Source organism: Shewanella donghaensis (genome assembly GCF_007567505.1).
GTDB lineage: Bacteria > Pseudomonadota > Gammaproteobacteria > Enterobacterales > Shewanellaceae > Shewanella > Shewanella donghaensis.
Window position 1 is genome coordinate 3,960,730 of the sequence record NZ_CP041783.1, and the last position, 16,100, is coordinate 3,976,829.

At 41.1% G+C, this 16,100-nt stretch carries 9 protein-coding genes; 5 read left to right on the forward strand and 4 right to left on the reverse strand.

Annotated elements, in window-relative coordinates:
* Positions 1–18 precede the first annotated feature (18 nt).
* Positions 19–981, reverse strand: coding sequence for a GGDEF domain-containing protein (locus tag FPK91_RS16970; protein WP_144212652.1), 963 nt, complete (start codon positions 979–981; stop codon positions 19–21).
* Positions 982–1,068: 87 nt separating this feature from the next.
* Entirely contained in the window at positions 1,069–2,064 is a 996-nt protein-coding gene (locus FPK91_RS16975) for a response regulator (RefSeq protein WP_144212654.1), read from the reverse strand.
* A 360-nt stretch (positions 2,065–2,424) separates the two neighbouring features.
* Between FPK91_RS16975 and FPK91_RS16980 the strand changes: the two genes are divergently transcribed.
* Complete coding sequence (locus FPK91_RS16980) at positions 2,425–3,231, forward strand: crotonase/enoyl-CoA hydratase family protein (protein WP_144212656.1); 807 nt, start codon at positions 2,425–2,427, stop codon at positions 3,229–3,231.
* A 146-nt stretch (positions 3,232–3,377) separates the two neighbouring features.
* Complete coding sequence (locus tag FPK91_RS16985) at positions 3,378–3,926, forward strand: YqhA family protein (RefSeq protein WP_144212658.1); 549 nt, start codon at positions 3,378–3,380, stop codon at positions 3,924–3,926.
* Between the two features lie 49 nt (positions 3,927–3,975).
* Here FPK91_RS16985 and FPK91_RS16990 read toward each other — a convergent pair whose 3' ends face one another.
* On the reverse strand, positions 3,976–4,836 hold the full coding sequence (locus FPK91_RS16990) for a DUF3530 family protein (RefSeq protein ID WP_144212660.1): 861 nt from the start codon (positions 4,834–4,836) through the stop codon (positions 3,976–3,978).
* A 155-nt stretch (positions 4,837–4,991) separates the two neighbouring features.
* The gene (gene rapA / locus FPK91_RS16995; protein ID WP_144212662.1) at positions 4,992–7,898 is read right to left on the reverse strand and encodes an RNA polymerase-associated protein RapA; all 2,907 of its coding nucleotides are present in this window, start codon (positions 7,896–7,898) and stop codon (positions 4,992–4,994) included.
* A gap of 346 nt (positions 7,899–8,244) precedes the next feature.
* On the opposite strand from rapA, the gene FPK91_RS17000 reads away from it, so the two are divergent.
* The 3 genes from FPK91_RS17000 to FPK91_RS17010 all read left to right on the forward strand — a co-directional run bounded on the left by FPK91_RS17000 (position 8,245) and on the right by FPK91_RS17010 (position 16,100).
* Complete coding sequence (locus tag FPK91_RS17000) at positions 8,245–9,639, forward strand: PhoH family protein (RefSeq protein ID WP_144212664.1); 1,395 nt, start codon at positions 8,245–8,247, stop codon at positions 9,637–9,639.
* Positions 9,640–9,956: 317 nt separating this feature from the next.
* The gene (locus tag FPK91_RS17005; RefSeq protein WP_144212666.1) at positions 9,957–13,667 is read left to right on the forward strand and encodes a response regulator; all 3,711 of its coding nucleotides are present in this window, start codon (positions 9,957–9,959) and stop codon (positions 13,665–13,667) included.
* Positions 13,668–13,700: 33 nt separating this feature from the next.
* The gene (locus FPK91_RS17010) at positions 13,701–16,100 is read left to right on the forward strand and encodes a zinc-dependent metalloprotease (protein ID WP_144212668.1); all 2,400 of its coding nucleotides are present in this window, start codon (positions 13,701–13,703) and stop codon (positions 16,098–16,100) included.

A 16,100-nucleotide genomic window follows, 5' to 3' on the forward strand; every position in this document is an offset into this window, starting at 1 on the left:
TTTTTGTATCCAGAAATACTATTCCTGAGTATATACCGTGGTTTGATTGCGGCCATTTTCTTTTGATTGATATAAGGCTTTATCGGCGCCTGATAACCAGTCTGCGCTATTCTTTGTATCGGCAGATAAATCATTTACCCCAATACTAATGGTGATTTTAATGATTTGGTTGTTATAAACCACTTGTGATGCTTCGACTTTCTTACGCAGGCGCTCAGTAAAGTATTTTGATTCATTGGCGTTGGTATTAGTTAATACGACTGCAAACTCTTCACCGCCATATCGTCCTGCAAAATCAGTCTCACGTAATGATTGATTCAATATGTGGGCAATATTCTGGATTACTTTATCGCCAGCTGGGTGACCGTATTTATCATTAATATTTTTGAAGTTATCAATATCGATCATGATCATACTGGCACTTTCACCATAACGGGCAAAGCGATCATATTCTTTCTCAAAACAGACCTGCCAATGACGACGGTTATACAGCTGGGTCAAACTGTCTGTTTGGCTGAGTTTTTCTAACTGTTCATTGGCTGATTTTAACTGCAATTTATTGATTGCGACATCAGTAACATCGTAAACAATAATACTGATATGCGTAATTTGCCCAGTTAGAGATGCTAATGGCAGTAGGGTGATGTTTTGATACATGTGGTCTGCACGACCGGTGATAGGGCGATAATTCTTAAATTTGAAAACGTAAGGGCGTTGTTCCCAACTAATGAATGAACGGTTCTTTAATAAGAATACCGATTCCATTTTTTGCTGTAACCACTCAGCGGGTAAATCAGCAAAGGTCTCAAATAAATTATTACCCTTAATGGCGTTAGGTGATACGCCGCTATGGTTTTCCATGAAACCATTCCAAAGTTGGATGTTGTAGTTACGATCTAACACAACTAAGCCAACTTCAATGGTTTGCACCATATCGATTAACCAGTGTAATTCGTTCATCGCGCTTTGATCTGTAGACATGAGTTAACATCCATCTTTTTATTATTTATTCATTTACAGGCTAATTAGCAGCAAATAATAGGGTGTATATAGCGTTGTTAGCTTAAATTAATCAAGCAAGTAACCCAGCTTATAGTTTAGCGTTGGGATAGAGTCTTCGGTAAATAGCAGTAAAAGGTCACATTGAATATTATGATCTTCAATTTGATAATTGATTTCCATTGCCAATGTCCGTTGCCATTTTTCTGAGTTGTCATGTATTAACTCATTCACCGTACAGTGGCGCCCAAGCACGACTGGATGACCTTGGCTAAATTTCATATCCAGTTGTTCAGATATGCCATTTAAAAAAGCACCAATGAGTACGTTACCCGTGTCGATAAGAACTTCAACTTCATTAGCAGTATCTTCAGGGTTCTTATGGCCCATCAGTTTTGCCATATCAGTAAAGCTTGAATCATGAAACAGCAATAAAGCTTCACCAGCAACACCAGCACCAATAAACCCTTGGCAAAGGGCTGATACTTTTGAGCTTTCTTCTGTGGCTTTTAGCGCCATTGTCAGCTCACTGACTTCTAATACGTTAACGTTTGGAATGGGCAGTTTTACAAACACATCTAACAATTTAGCCAGTAAATCAGCCGCTCGGCCCATGGCAACGTTAGCAATTTCTTGGCAAGCGTCCCTTAGGTCAACTTCAAACATGGGGGTGTCACTAACGGAGTCTTTCAGTGCTAAGGTTAAAATGCCATATTCTTCAAGAATATTACTGATAGCTTCGGCGCTAACAGGCTTTTGAATAAAATCTAAGGCACCGAGTGCTTTTACTCGTTCGTGAGCTTTAATTTGAATATCACCAGACACCACAATGACCAGTGCAGGTAAATCTTCTTTTTGAATTGCTTCTAATACTTCATAACCATCCATAACCGGCATATTGAGATCGAGGAATACAATCTCGCCTTTGCCTTTACGAATGACATCGAGTCCTTCAGCACCATTAGTCGCATAACTTATCTCAACGTCCCATTCTTTAGGGAGCGTTCGCGCCATTTGTTTTCTGGCTAATCCTGAGTCATCGCATATTAAAATAGGAATAGTCATAGAGACAGATGATCCTTTTGCAGGGTTATTATTTTGTCAGTCTTTTTAAGCATAGCGTTATTTTGTCACACAATCGAAAATAAAATTCATCATGATTAACTGGCTTGTTAATTATTGTGCGGCATTTTACAACTTATTGTTGAGTTTTCGCACTGTTAATCGACAATTTTTTGGCGTTTAACGTAAAAATGTTGCCAATCACGCACCATATCTGACTTTACTGAGTACATCTGTTCTTATTGGTACTAAAAATAGCGCTTATTTCTATAAAATTAAATGAATGAGCAATATGGTTAACTATTCGCCGAACCGCTAATTTATGCTAACTTAACTTCTGGACAGACCAGTTAAGGATGAGTAATGGAAAACAAGTTAGTGACGATAGTTATGGAAGATGGCATTGCTTACGTCACCCTAAATCGACCTGAAAAATATAATGCGCTTAATTTAGAGATGTTTATTGCGATTGATCGCACCATTAAAAGCCTTAAAAAAGATAAATCGGTTAATGCGGTTATTTTATCGGGAGCGGGTGGTAATTTCTGTTCCGGCTTGGATGTAAAAAGTGTTGCTAAGTCTCCTTCTATTGCTGTGAAACTTCTCTTTAAATGGTTACCTGGGAACGCCAATTTGGCTCAAAGAGTTTCTATTGGCTGGCAGCGTTTACCTATCCCTGTTATTGCTGTGCTTGATGGTTGCTGTTTTGGTGGTGGGGTGCAAATCGCTTTAGGTGCAGATATGCGTATCGCCGATGAAAATGCCAAGTTGTCGATCATGGAGTCTAAGTGGGGGCTAGTTCCTGATATGGGCGGGCTTGCCGCATTAAGACAAGTGATGCCAAAGGATAAAGCGCTGCAACTCACTTACTCAGCAGAAGTTTTACCCGCGCCTGAAGCTCTGGAAATGGGTCTTGTCACTGAAGTGAGTGATCAACCCCATCAAAGAGCACTGGAACTGGCAAAGCAGTTTTTGATGCGGTCACCGGATGCGAATGCTGCGATTAAATTGAGTATTAATAACAGCTGGTCAGCATCAGTAAGACGCTTATTAAGTCGTGAATCATTGAGTCAAATTCGATTATTGGCCGGTAAAAATAGATTGATTGCAGCAAGTCGCGAAATTAAAAAATCAGAAAAGCCCTATAAATCTAGACAGTCTTGGTGGTAATGCTTGATCGGTTATACATGTTCAATTGTTATTAATGGGTTAAGTATTAGCTTTAAACAAGATTTTCAGAGCTTTACTCTGCCTGATAGCCCATTTCCTTGCTATGATCATGGTTATTGTAATTAAAACTCATTAGAGATTGTGTCATGCGAGATTTATTTGAAAAACTACTATGGAGTAGCAGGCTGTCAGTCATGATCGGCGTGTTGTCATGTGTTGTAGGAGCGCTGGTTATTTTTGCGGTTGGAATAAAAGATGTGGTTCATCTTTTAGATCTACTGTGGAATTACATCATTAGTGGCAGCCACGCAATAAGAAATGACATCATTATGGTCGTAGTGGAGATACTCGACACCTTCTTATTGGGTTCGGTAATGTTGATTTTTGCATTTGGACTTTACGAGCTATTCATTCGAGAGTTAGAAGCGGCTAATGACAGTAATACTGGTGGAAAAATTCTGGTGATAACCAGTATCGATTCACTCAAAAGTAAATTAGGTAAGGTCATACTGATGATGTTAATCATCAAGGTGTTTTCTTATTTTACCGAAATGAAGCCAGAGTCGATGCTAGATCTTCTGTACATGGGGATTATCGTGGTGTTAGTGGCATTATCACTGATGCTAAGTAAAGATAAGCCTGCTGTCAGTCAATCTGTTGAGAGCAAAGCAGAGAACGAGCTTAGCGAAAAGTAGTTAGTTGTCGTTCTTATAAATTTAATAAGGTCAGCATTTGCTGGCCTTTTTATTTCCCGGCAATTTTTCTCGCAAAGCTACCAATATGATTAAGTGCTTCTTTCCAACCGCTTTGATTATTAAGGTTGAGCTCTAACATGTATTGTCGGTAATGATGGCTTGATTTTAATTGGTTTAAGTCTTTTCTATTCTTGCTTTCAGCTTTAGATATTTGATGACCATTTGCAGATTGAATATCCAAGATTGGGATATCTATTTCACTTAACTGCTGAGCAATACTTAAGCCTCTGTTTTGCTCCTCAATAATATGATCGAATTCACGGTATGGGTTTACGACCACCAATAAATCTGGTTTGGGCAATTTATCTTCAAACAATAAATTAATGACCATCCCAGCACTGTCATCAGTGGCAACGATAATTCTTTTTCCTGGGTATTCAGCACCAATTCCTTCTAATTGTGAGATGCAGTCATCAATGACACTTAGCTGAAAATTACGCAACTCTAGTAATTGGCTTGAGTTATATTTAGGGGTGTTTTGGTGGGGTTCAAGTGATAATTGTTCCTCACCTGCCTTGGTTATTTCTTCTGCTTTGGTGGCAAAATTAGGTCGGTAAAGTCCCTCTGTGGGCTTAATACTGATAGAGGCCCATCCATAAGTTGGCACTTCAGCGCGTAAAAAATGAATTAAACCTGTGCCGCTGGCTTGGGAGTCTGTTGGCCCCACCAGAATTGCTGCGCCACGTTGACGTTTGCTTTGCCAAGGTTTGACTAGTACTTCAATTTTTTGGTCTTGGACTGTGATAGTTTGTTTTTCGGATTCAGGAACCGGTGCAAACACATTGGCAGCCATGGCTAAATGACTGACAAAAGAGATTGTGAGAAATAAAAGCAGTGATTTTATAGTCAATCCGTTGTCCCTTTGTCGTGGTCAGAAAACTGGTTTAAGCAGGCTATGGTTAACTAAAGTCGGTATTAACCCATATTGAATACTGCTTATAATGACATAAATTGAAGACAAAAAAGCCCTGAAGTTCAGGGCTTTTTCTTCATATCAGCAGTGTATTATACGTGGCTGACTAATACCATTCTAATGGCATCGAGCTGGAACTGACTGTCATCAATATAACCGTTAAGCTCTGTCATTTGATTGCGAACGTAATCTAACTCTGAATCGCGAATGTTAGGATTAACCGCTTTCAGGGCTTCAAGTCTATTTAATTCACCATTTAATTGCAGCGTCATCTTCTCGCGGGCTTGCTCAACTAACTTGGCTAACTCAATTTCAGCTTGTTCAGCGCCTTTAGCTAATAGTGGATGTAGAATCGGCTGTGATGCATTTACAAGCTTGCTCGCAATATGACGATTCACCGCGCTCAATTGCTTATTAAAGCTATCGTAATCGACTTTATCAGCCAAATTAAGGCCGTTTTTATCCAATAACACCCGAATAGGTGTTGGCGGCATATAACGGTATAACTGCGATGATTTCGGCGCAGAGACATCAGCCATATAAATCAGTTCAAGAAACAGGGTGCCAGCAGGCAGAGCTTTGTTTTTAAGTACTGCAACACTTGTGGTACCAGTTTCAGAATCAGTGACTAAATCCAATGCTGTTTGCACCAAAGGGTGTTCTTGGGAGATAAACGCAATGTCATCACGTGCTAATGCAGTTTCTCGGTCGAATGTCACTGAAATACCATCTTCAGGTAAACCTGGATATGATGGGAATAACATATGCTCACTTGGGCGTAATACTATTGAGTTTTCACCGCGATCTTCTTGGTCTACACCAATAACATCCCATAAACGGATAACTGAACCGATCAAGTGTGTGTCTGAGTCGCGTTCGGCTAACCGTTCAACTAACTGCTGTGATTTTTCACCGCCGTGAGAGTTAATTTCGAGTAACTTATCACGACCTTGTTCCATTGCTTGTTTAAGTTCTTGATAACGTGATTGCGTGCTACTAAGCAATTCTGACATCAACTCAGGATTTGCATCGTTGAGCACGTTCATTAGATCATCAGCAAATTCTGAGTAAAGAACGTGACCACTTGGACAGGTTAGTTCAAATGAATTGAGTCCTTGATGATACCAGTTCATTAATCTTTCTTGGGCAGTATCTTGAAGGTACGGTAAATGAATCTGAATATCATTTTTCTGCCCAATACGATCCAATCGACCAATACGCTGCTCAAGTAAGTCAGGGTTTAATGGCAAATCGAACAATACTAAGTGACTAGCAAATTGAAAGTTACGACCTTCTGAACCAATTTCAGAACAAATGAGTGCTTGAGCACCGCCATCTTCTTGGGCGAAGTAAGCACCGGCTTTATCACGTTCAATAATCGACATGCCTTCGTGGAATACGGTTGCTTGAATACCTTCACGGGTGCGAAGTGCTTCTTCAAGACTTAAAGCCGTTTCTGCTTGGCTGGCAATAATCAGTACTTTTTTACTGCGATGGTTTTTAAGGAATTCAATCAACCAATCAACACGGGGATCAAATTTCCACCAACTGGCACTTTCGCTTTCAAAAGCTTGATACAGTTTCTCTGGACTGAGTGACTGTTTAGCTTGATCTAGTGGTGATTTCTTAGAGCCCATCATTGCGTTTACACGTTCGGCCGTTACGTACTCTTGCGGCATTGAAAGTGGGTATGGATTGAAGGTACGGGTTGGGAAACCAGTAACTGAAGCACGGCTATTGCGATATAAAATACGACCAGTACCATGACGGTCGAGTAAGTCTTGTAATAATTCTGCACGGGCTGCTTGCTGAGCTTCATCATCAGCTTTATCTGCTTGGATAAGCTTGATACTGGCGCTGATGTCTTTTTCTTTGAGTAATTCAGTTAGGCTGTTAACGGCATCGTCAGATAATTTAGTGTTTGACGATAATGCTTCTGCTGACTCAGCGACACTTTGGTAGCTTTTTTCTTCTTCAAGAAACGCGTTGTAATCGTAAAAACGATCCGGATCCAATAAGCGTAGGCGAGCAAAGTGACTTTGATGACCTAATTGGTCTGGTGTCGCAGTCAATAATAGTACGCCAGGCACTTCTTCACTTAATGCTTCAACAATTTGATATGCACGGCTTGGGGCAGTTTCGCTCCACTCAAGGTGATGAGCTTCATCAACAACCATTAAGTCCCAATCTGCATCAACAGCTTGTTCTAAACGTTTCTTCTTACGCAGCAGTTCCAATGAACAAATGACTAATTGCTCGGTGTAAAAAGGATTGTCGTTATCGGCATAAGCTTCAACACAACGATCTTCATCAAAAATTGAAAAACGCAAATTAAAGCGGCGTAGCATTTCAACTAACCACTGATGGCGCAGAGTGTCTGGCACAATAACTAGAATTCGCTCAGCGCGGCCTGTCAGCAATTGCTGATGGATAATAAGTCCGGCTTCAATGGTTTTACCTAAACCGACTTCATCGGCCAATAAAACACGCGGAGCATAACGACGGCCAACTTCATGGGCAATCCACTGTTGATGAGGTATTAGTCCAACACGTGGGCCTTGTTGGCCAAGTAAATCAGATGTCGCTAGTTTATGACGGAGCATTTGGCTTTGGTAACGAATACCAAAGCGCTCTAGACGATCGATTTGACCTGCAAATAATCTATCTTGAGGCTTATTAAAACGAATGTTGTGATTCAATAATGTTTCACGCAATCGAACCGCTTCACCGGTTTCATTGTTAACACCAACATAGGTCACTAAACTATCTTTTTCTTCCACTTCGCTGATGGTCAAGCTCCAGCCTTCATGGCTTTCGACGGAATCACCGGGATTGAAAATTACACGAGTTAACGGAGCTTCATCACGTGAGAACAGACGGTTCTCATCGGCGGCAGGAAACATCACTGTCACCATACGACCTTCGACGGCGACTACAGTTCCTAATCCAAGTTCTGACTCGGTATCACTAATCCAGCGTTGACCTAAAGCAAACGGCATTTTTAATTCTCATTGGGGGCGGATGAACACAAAGGGCGCGTATGTTATACCAAACGCTGCTTAATTTAAATTCTAGCAGTGATTTAAATATTCATCTGCAGGAATTTCACTTTTCGTTTAAAGATAAATTGACATATTAGTGCCATCTAATTGTCATCTTTAACAACGTAAACTGAAGCGGTGCTTAATCTGCATGATATTGTGACTTTATAAATTTACTGGCATAGTTGAGATTGTTCTGCTTGAATAATTAACGGGTAGAATAATTTTATTATATTTAAATTTCAGGAGTTTATATCGGTTTTAACCCATAGTTTATATTTGTATTGAGCACTCTGGAGGCGCCATGGAACATGACAACAGCAAGTTGTTTGTACTGGATACCAATGTGTTACTGCATGAACCTTTAGCGATTTATTCGTTTAAAGAACATGATGTAATCATTCCCATGACTGTTTTAGAAGAATTAGACAATATAAAGGACAGAAAGCACGATATCAGTCGTGATGCTCGGGTCGCTATTCGAGGATTAGAAGATATTCTTGGCGGTAAAACCTCGCCAGAACAGATCCTTAAAGGAGTTCCACTTCCTTGTAGAGAAGGACATTTAGACGCTTCAGGTACACTTTCAATTTTCCCCGATCATCAAATCGAATTCATCAACGGCGCCTTGCCTGACGATAATAACGATAACCGTATTATTAATACCGCGTTACATCTACAAAAAATACATCACCCAAGAAAAGTGGTATTGGTCACCAAAGATATCAATATGCGCCTTAAAGCAAAAGGTGCGGGTATTGAGCGAGTTGAAGATTATCGAACCGATCAATTAATTGATGATATTCGTTTTCTTGCCACAGGGTTTCACCAGTTTAAAGGCGACTTTTGGTGCAATGTGAATAAAGTCTCCACCATGCGAGAGGGGGCTCACACTGTTCACCAAGTGGATATCGATGAAGTGGGTAACGAGCCTTTTTATAAGAACCAATACCTTATTGATGAAGTTTCAGAGTTCTGTGGCAAGGTTGCCAGTAAGACAGAAACGCACCTTAATATTATTGATTTAGGCCGCGAAAGGTTAAATAATTTACAGGCGTGGGGAATTAAACCCAAGAATATCTATCAGGGTATGGCGCTCAATGCATTGCTTGACCCGGAAATTGATTTAGTTATTCTTACCGGCCCCGCGGGTTGTGGTAAGACGTTAATAGCAATGGCTGCAGCGCTTGAGTTAGTGGTAGAGAAAAAACAATATGAAAAAGTCATCGTCACCCGAAACACCCCTGAACTCGCAGAATCTATAGGCTTTTTACCTGGAACAGAAGAAGAGAAAATGGCGCCTTGGTTGGCGGCGATTACTGATACCTTGGAAGTGCTGCATAAAAGTGATGTTAATCCCGCTGGGAGCATGAATTACATTATGGAAAAAGCCAATGTGCAATTTAAATCGATTAACTTTATGCGCGGCCGATCGATTCAAAACTCGGTAGTGATTTTAGATGAATGTCAAAACTTAACCGCTTCACAAATTAAAACCATGATTACTCGAATGGGCGAGGGCACTAAGTTGATTTGTTGCGGTAATTTATCGCAAATTGATTCGACATATTTAACCGCTGTGACATCAGGGCTTACTTATATTGTTGAGCGATTTAAAGACTTTGATGGAAGTGCAAATATTTACTTAAATGGTGTTGTGCGTTCGCGTTTAGCAGAATTTGCCGAAGAGAACTTATAATGAGTTGAATTCACCTTTCAGTTCGAATGTTTGATTTAAGGCTGCCTTGATGGCAGCCTTTTAATTGCGAGTAAGCTTATTTAACCACTAATTTGAATAAACAGCATATTTAAGCATTATTGCCATGAATAAACCGTGGTTTTTTGCTATGTTTTTAATGGAATTGATTTAAAAGTCAAATAGACATCATTTGTGGTTATTTATTCGTGTGATTGCGAATATCTTCCTGATAATATGCATAAATAGACAGTACTAGCGTATCTCCTTATTTACCTTTCCAAACAACTACGCTATTGAGAGAAACCAAAGGGTTTTCAATGAAATCGACTGAGCCAGAATTACAACTACAATCGCTTATTCAAAGAAAGTATAACCGAGCTGTTTTTTACACCTATATAGGTGTAATTGTGATGGCACTTTTATCTGCTTGGGTGTTGTTTGAACGACAGAAAACCATTTTAATCAAAGAGCGTGAAGAGCAGGTTTTACGTCATGTACTGCAAATTGATTTGTTGCTTGAGTCCAGTATTCGCGCCGTAAAAAGCTTACGTAACGTTGCAGTAGATAATTTACGTTTAGGTGAGTTAGTCCGTAAAGATCGCTTACCTCAATATGAAAAGTTTAATGAAGACGGCCAGTTTTTTACTCTGGAACCCAGTTACGCCAAAAGTGGTGAGCCCTTTACCAATATGGGCCGCATTACCGGTATGGGCACTCTTGATGGCCGTAGTGATACTTTTTATCAAGAATTGGAAATGCTGTTCGAATTATCGCTTTCCTTTCCCGTTGCTAAAGAAGCGGCGCCGAAAGCTTCTTCGATTTATTACATCTCTAAACAGCGAATTATGTCGTCATTTCCATGGTCTAATGATGAATATCGCTTCAGAGAAGAACTGCTTAACAAGAAGCAATTTCAGCTAGCCACACCAGCAATGAACCCGCAGCGCAGTGTTTTTTGGCGTGAGGCCTATGTTGATTTAGCTGATCAGGGTTTATTAACCACCTTAGGTTTACCGGTTTATCTTGAAGATGATTTTATTGGTTCAATCAATTTAGACATGACATTGGCATCGCTTGCGAAACAGATGCGGATGTATTTTAAAATGCCGGGCACGGTGATTTTATTAGACCAATACAACAACATATTGTCCCACAGTGATTTTGAAGCCAGTGATATGAACCGCGTTTATCATATCAGCCAGCGCATCCCATCTGAGCTTCATTCTTTACCGGAATCTGAGTTATTCGATGCCCATGATGGCATATTGAGAAATGGCTATTACATTCACTCTGTAGCCTTACAAAACCCACCTTGGCGCCTGCTGTATTTACAAGATGAAGATGTGTTGTTCCAAGATGCTTGGGATAAATTAAAAGTCACCTTCCTGTTAGTGGTGCTGGCCTTATCAGTGTTAGTCACAATCGTGCATTGGCAGACTCGTCGTTCATTCGTAAATCCTGCATCGCGGCTGTTAACCCATTTAGAAGAATGTTCTCGTGAGCCTATTTCACCACCGAAAAAAATCACTGAAGGTTGGGAGCCATGGTTCCTGCTAGTGAGCCGGATTTTCGAAGAGAATAAACAATATACTCGCCACTTAGCCGAGCAAAATAAACGCCTCGATAATCTGGTGGCTAGGCGTACCCAGCGTTTACGTGATACTACCGAGCGCCGAGAGCGTGAGTTTGCGTTATTGCGCTCGTTGATTGACTCGATCCCTGAAGCGATTGTTTATAAAGATAAAGAAGGTAAGTATCTTGGCTGTAATAAATCAGCCGAATACATGCTGGGCTGCAAAGAAAGCGAAATGATAGGGCAGTTTTCACTGGACACCACCTATGACCAAGGTGCGCGAAGCCGCGAAGAAGATCAAAAAGTACTGAGTGACCGCTCATTACTGCGTTATCAAGAAAAAGCTGATATTGGCGGGAAAACCGTATTACTTGATACGCTTAAGCTACCTTTCTATAACCGTCGAGGCGAGCTATTAGGGCTTATTTCGGTATGGCGTGATGTTACTCGTGAGTATGAATCTGCTGAGCAGTTAAGGCTTTCTGAAGAACGTTATCACTTAGCTATGGATGCGGTAGAAGATGGTTTATGGGATTGGTATTTAGACTCTGAGCAGTTGATTTGTAATCCAGCGTTTTATTCAATGTTAGGTTATAAACCCAATGAGTTTCCTGCATTGATTTCAGCAACTGATGCGCTAATTCATCCTGACGATCGCATCCGTGTTGAAGAGTACCGTGCTGATTATGCTTTGAATCCAAAAGGCTCTTATGAAATTGAATACCGCATGCGCTCAAAATCAGGCGAATACCATTGGGTGCTTTCTCGCGGTCGAGCAGTTGAGTTCACTACCGAAGGTCACACCAAACGTATATTGGGTACTCACAAAGACATAACTCGCCAAAAGAGTAATGAAGTTGCATTGCTTGAAGCGAAACAAGATGCTGAATTGGCTAATATGTATAAGAGTGAATTCTTAGCCAATATGAGCCATGAAATCCGTACTCCGATGAATGCGATTATTGGAATGCTTCAACTTTCGCTAAGAACTCAGTTGACGCCTCAGCAGCAAGATTACTTAAATAAAGCGGGTTTCTCGGCGCAGTCATTACTGCGCATTATTAATGACATTCTCGATTTTTCTAAAATTGAAGCGGGTAAGTTAGAGCTTGAGCGAGTGTCGTTCCCACTGGATAAAGTGCTTGATCATGTTATTGATATGAATGCACAAAAAGCCCAGGAAAAAGGTGTTGAGTTACTGCTTTATGCACCAGTAACGGCAGGACTCATTCTTAATGGCGATCCACTGCGTTTAGGGCAGATATTAGTTAACTTATTGTCCAATGCGGTTAAGTTTACTCAAAACGGTGAGATTGAGCTGGGTTGTGAAGATGTAGGTGAACGAGATCACCGCATAACGCTTAAGTTTTGGGTTAGAGATACTGGTATTGGTATTAGTGAAGAGCAGCAAGCTAAACTCTTCGATGCTTTCTCTCAAGCTGATGGTTCAACCACCCGTAAGTATGGTGGCACAGGCTTAGGCCTATCGATTAGTAAACATCTCGTTTCGCTGATGGGCGGCACGATGGAAGTTCATTCTGAACCAAATCAAGGCAGTACTTTTAGTTTTACTATTAGTTTTGAAATCGCTGAAGAAAATGTCGTTGAACCGTTAGTTGTACCTGAGCAATTAAATAGCTTAACCACGCTGGTGGTTGATGATAATCCAAGTGCATTGCAAATTTACTCAACAGTGATGCGAGACTTTAGTTTTGGGGTTAAAACGGCTCAAAGTGGCGCACAAGCATTAGAGATTTTAATGCGTAACCCTGTCGATTTATTATTGCTCGATTGGATGATGCCAGAAATGGATGGCAGTGAAGTCATCAATATCATCGATGAAATGGTTGCTGATGGTCGCCTTAAAAAGCGTCCTGTTATCATTCTTATGACTGCTTATACAGCAGAGCCGCTAGAAGCTGAGTTTGATGCCAGTCGTGTGTTCGCCATTTTGCAAAAACCTTTCAAGGCTTCAGCACTATTTGATGAAATTATTGGTGCTTTTGCTGCTGAACCTAAATTAAACGTCGCGCCTGTGGTAGAAGAAGATCTTGAAGACGCCAAAGATTCAGGGTTAGTGCTCTTAGTTGAAGATAACTTTATTAACCAACAAGTGGCGACTGAATTACTGAAAAGTGCAGGTTACGAAGTGGTGGTCGCTGACAATGGCCAGATAGCACTAGATGTTATTGATACTCGTCCATTTGATGCAGTTTTAATGGATATTCAAATGCCAGTGATGGATGGTTTAACGGCAGCTAAAGAGCTACGAAAACGTTATACCACCGAGCAGATGCCGATAATTGCGATGACGGCTCATGCAATGTCTGGTGATAGAGAAAAAAGCTTAAAAGCAGGCATGAATGCCCACATTACTAAGCCAATTGTACTTAATGAATTATTTGATACTTTGCAGCATTGGATTGATTATAAAAACCATCAAAACGCAAAATAAATAGATATAGAAATTAACAAGGGAGAATGTTGAATGAACCGCAAAAGCATGGCGCTTGCAACTGTAATGACAATAACACCGTTACTGATAGCAACCCCAGTTATGACTTATGCTGCGACTACACCGGCGCAGAAAGTGATAAAACAGAGTGAGAAAGCGCAAGGGTTTATCAACTTATACTTCCAAAATAACTCGGGTGATCTATTTCTTGAAGCTAAGCGTCTTAACGAGCCTTTTTTACTCATTACCAGTTTGCCGCATGGCGTGGGTTCAAATGATATCGGCTTAGACCGAGGTCAGCTTGGGCAAACGCGAATGGTGCAATTTGAACGCCAAGGCCCATTCATTTTATTAAAGCAATTAAACACATTTTTTAGAGCTTCTAGTGACAATGCTGCCGAGCAGTTAGCAGTAAAAGAAGCGTTTGCTGAATCGGTTTTGTGGCGCGGTAAAGTCGTTGAAGGTAAAACACCGTTAGTGTCTATCAAGGATTTGGTTATTAATGATTTGCACGGCGTTGCTCAACGTTTAGCGGATACTAAGCAAGGTAATTACAGTTTAGATAAATCCCGTTCGGTTATTTTACCAGAAGGGGTTAAGTCGTTTGAGAAAAATGCAGATGTTGATGTGTTATTGACATTTAACAGTGCAAAAGCTGGCAAGTTTGTTAATCAGGTCACCCCTGATGGTAAATTTGTATCGGTTCGTATGCGTTATTCATTTGTCGCATTACCTGAGGAAGGTTATCAATCTCGCAGTTATGAACCGATGAGTGGCTACTTATCTGAAGAGTATTTTGATTACTCAGCGCCAATAGATTCACCTGTTAGCAAACAACATATCTTGCGACATAGACTTGAGAAAGTGACGCCTGGAGTTGCGCCAAGCGAAGTCGTTAAACCTATCACATATTATCTAGATCCAGGTGTACCAGAACCCATTCGCTCAGCATTACTCGATGGCGGTCGTTGGTGGGAGGAGGCGTTTACTGAAGCTGGCTTTATCAACGGTTTTAAAGTTGAGATGCTGCCAGAAGATGCTGATCCACAAGACATTCGCTACAACATGATCCAATGGGTTCATCGCGCCACTCGCGGTTGGTCATATGGTGCATCAATCAAAGACCCACGCACAGGCGAAATAATCAAAGGCCATGTGACCTTAGGTAGTTTACGGGTTAAACAAGATCATCTTATTGCGCGTGGTTTAACAGCAGGCTGGGAAGACAGAGAAGCGGCAGCAGAAGCATCAATGGCGTTGGCGCTAGCAAGAATCCGCCAGTTATCCGCCCATGAAATTGGTCATACCATTGGCTTAGATCATAACTTTGCAGCTTCAACTAATGATAATGCTTCAGTGATGGATTATCCTCATCCTAATATCACTTTGAAAGGTGAAAAAATTGATATTTCAGCACCGTACACCGAAGGTATTGGCGTTTGGGATAAATTTACTATCGCTTATGGTTACGGTGATGAAGCGAATCAACAACAGCTAGTTAAGCAAGCTAGAACTGATGGACTACGTTATATCGGTGAAGCAGATTCTCGCTCAACAGCAGCAAGTCATGCCTACGCCAGCCTTTGGGATAATGGTAGCTCAGCGGCACAAGAGCTGACGCGATTGGAGCAAGTTCGTCGAGTTGCCATCGAGCAGTTTAATGCTAATGCTTTACTGGAAGGACAACCACTTGGTGAGCTTGTCGATGTGTTTGTGCCTATTTACTTGCTAACCCGTTATCAGGTTGATGCCGCAGCTAAGTGGATTGGTGGCAGTGATTATAGTTACCAACAGCAAGGTTCTGCCCAACGTTGGCATTATTTATCACCTAAATTACAGAATATGGCCCTGGAGTCATTACTGGATGTGTTATCCGCACAAAGCTTATCTATTCCAGCAGAAGTCACAGAGATGTTAGTCCCTAAAGCGGGCAATTATCGTAAAACCCGTGAAAGCTTTGATTCTGGTATTGGTGTACTAACTGACCCAATCGGTATGGCTGAGGTGATGAGTCGACATATTGCTGGCCGACTATTGGCTCCTGAACGACTCAATCGCGTTAACCAGGGCTTTATGGATGATTCTGAGCAGCTATCAGTTGTGAGTGTCATCGATAAATTAATGGCCAAAACGGTTTATCAAGACTTACAAGGTGGCCAGCTCTTGGCTGTGCAGATGCGTGTTAACACCGTAGTTTTAGATGAACTACTATCAAGTTACCATAATGAGAATACCTCAGCTGAAGTGAAAGCCCAGCTATTGTCGCGATTAAATTATGTTGAAAAACAATTGAAACGCCGCAGTAACCGAGCCAGTAATTATCAAGCTGCACATTTTGACTGGTTGCTACAAGGACTGGCACAAGGGGTTGAGTCTGCAGACTATCGCTTTATTGCAAAGCCACTGGCTATGCCTCCAGGCTCACCAATTTAA

Coding starts and splice junctions, on each gene's coding strand:
- FPK91_RS16975 (WP_144212654.1), bottom strand. CDS start 2,064: ATGACTATTCCTATTTTAATATGCGATGACTCAGGATTAGCCAGAAAA.
- FPK91_RS17010 (WP_144212668.1), top strand. CDS start 13,701: ATGAACCGCAAAAGCATGGCGCTTGCAACTGTAATGACAATAACACCG.
- rapA (WP_144212662.1), bottom strand. CDS start 7,898: ATGCCGTTTGCTTTAGGTCAACGCTGGATTAGTGATACCGAGTCAGAA.
- FPK91_RS17005 (WP_144212666.1), top strand. CDS start 9,957: ATGAAATCGACTGAGCCAGAATTACAACTACAATCGCTTATTCAAAGA.
- FPK91_RS16985 (WP_144212658.1), top strand. CDS start 3,378: ATGCGAGATTTATTTGAAAAACTACTATGGAGTAGCAGGCTGTCAGTC.
- FPK91_RS17000 (WP_144212664.1), top strand. CDS start 8,245: ATGGAACATGACAACAGCAAGTTGTTTGTACTGGATACCAATGTGTTA.
- FPK91_RS16980 (WP_144212656.1), top strand. CDS start 2,425: ATGGAAAACAAGTTAGTGACGATAGTTATGGAAGATGGCATTGCTTAC.
- FPK91_RS16970 (WP_144212652.1), bottom strand. CDS start 981: ATGTCTACAGATCAAAGCGCGATGAACGAATTACACTGGTTAATCGAT.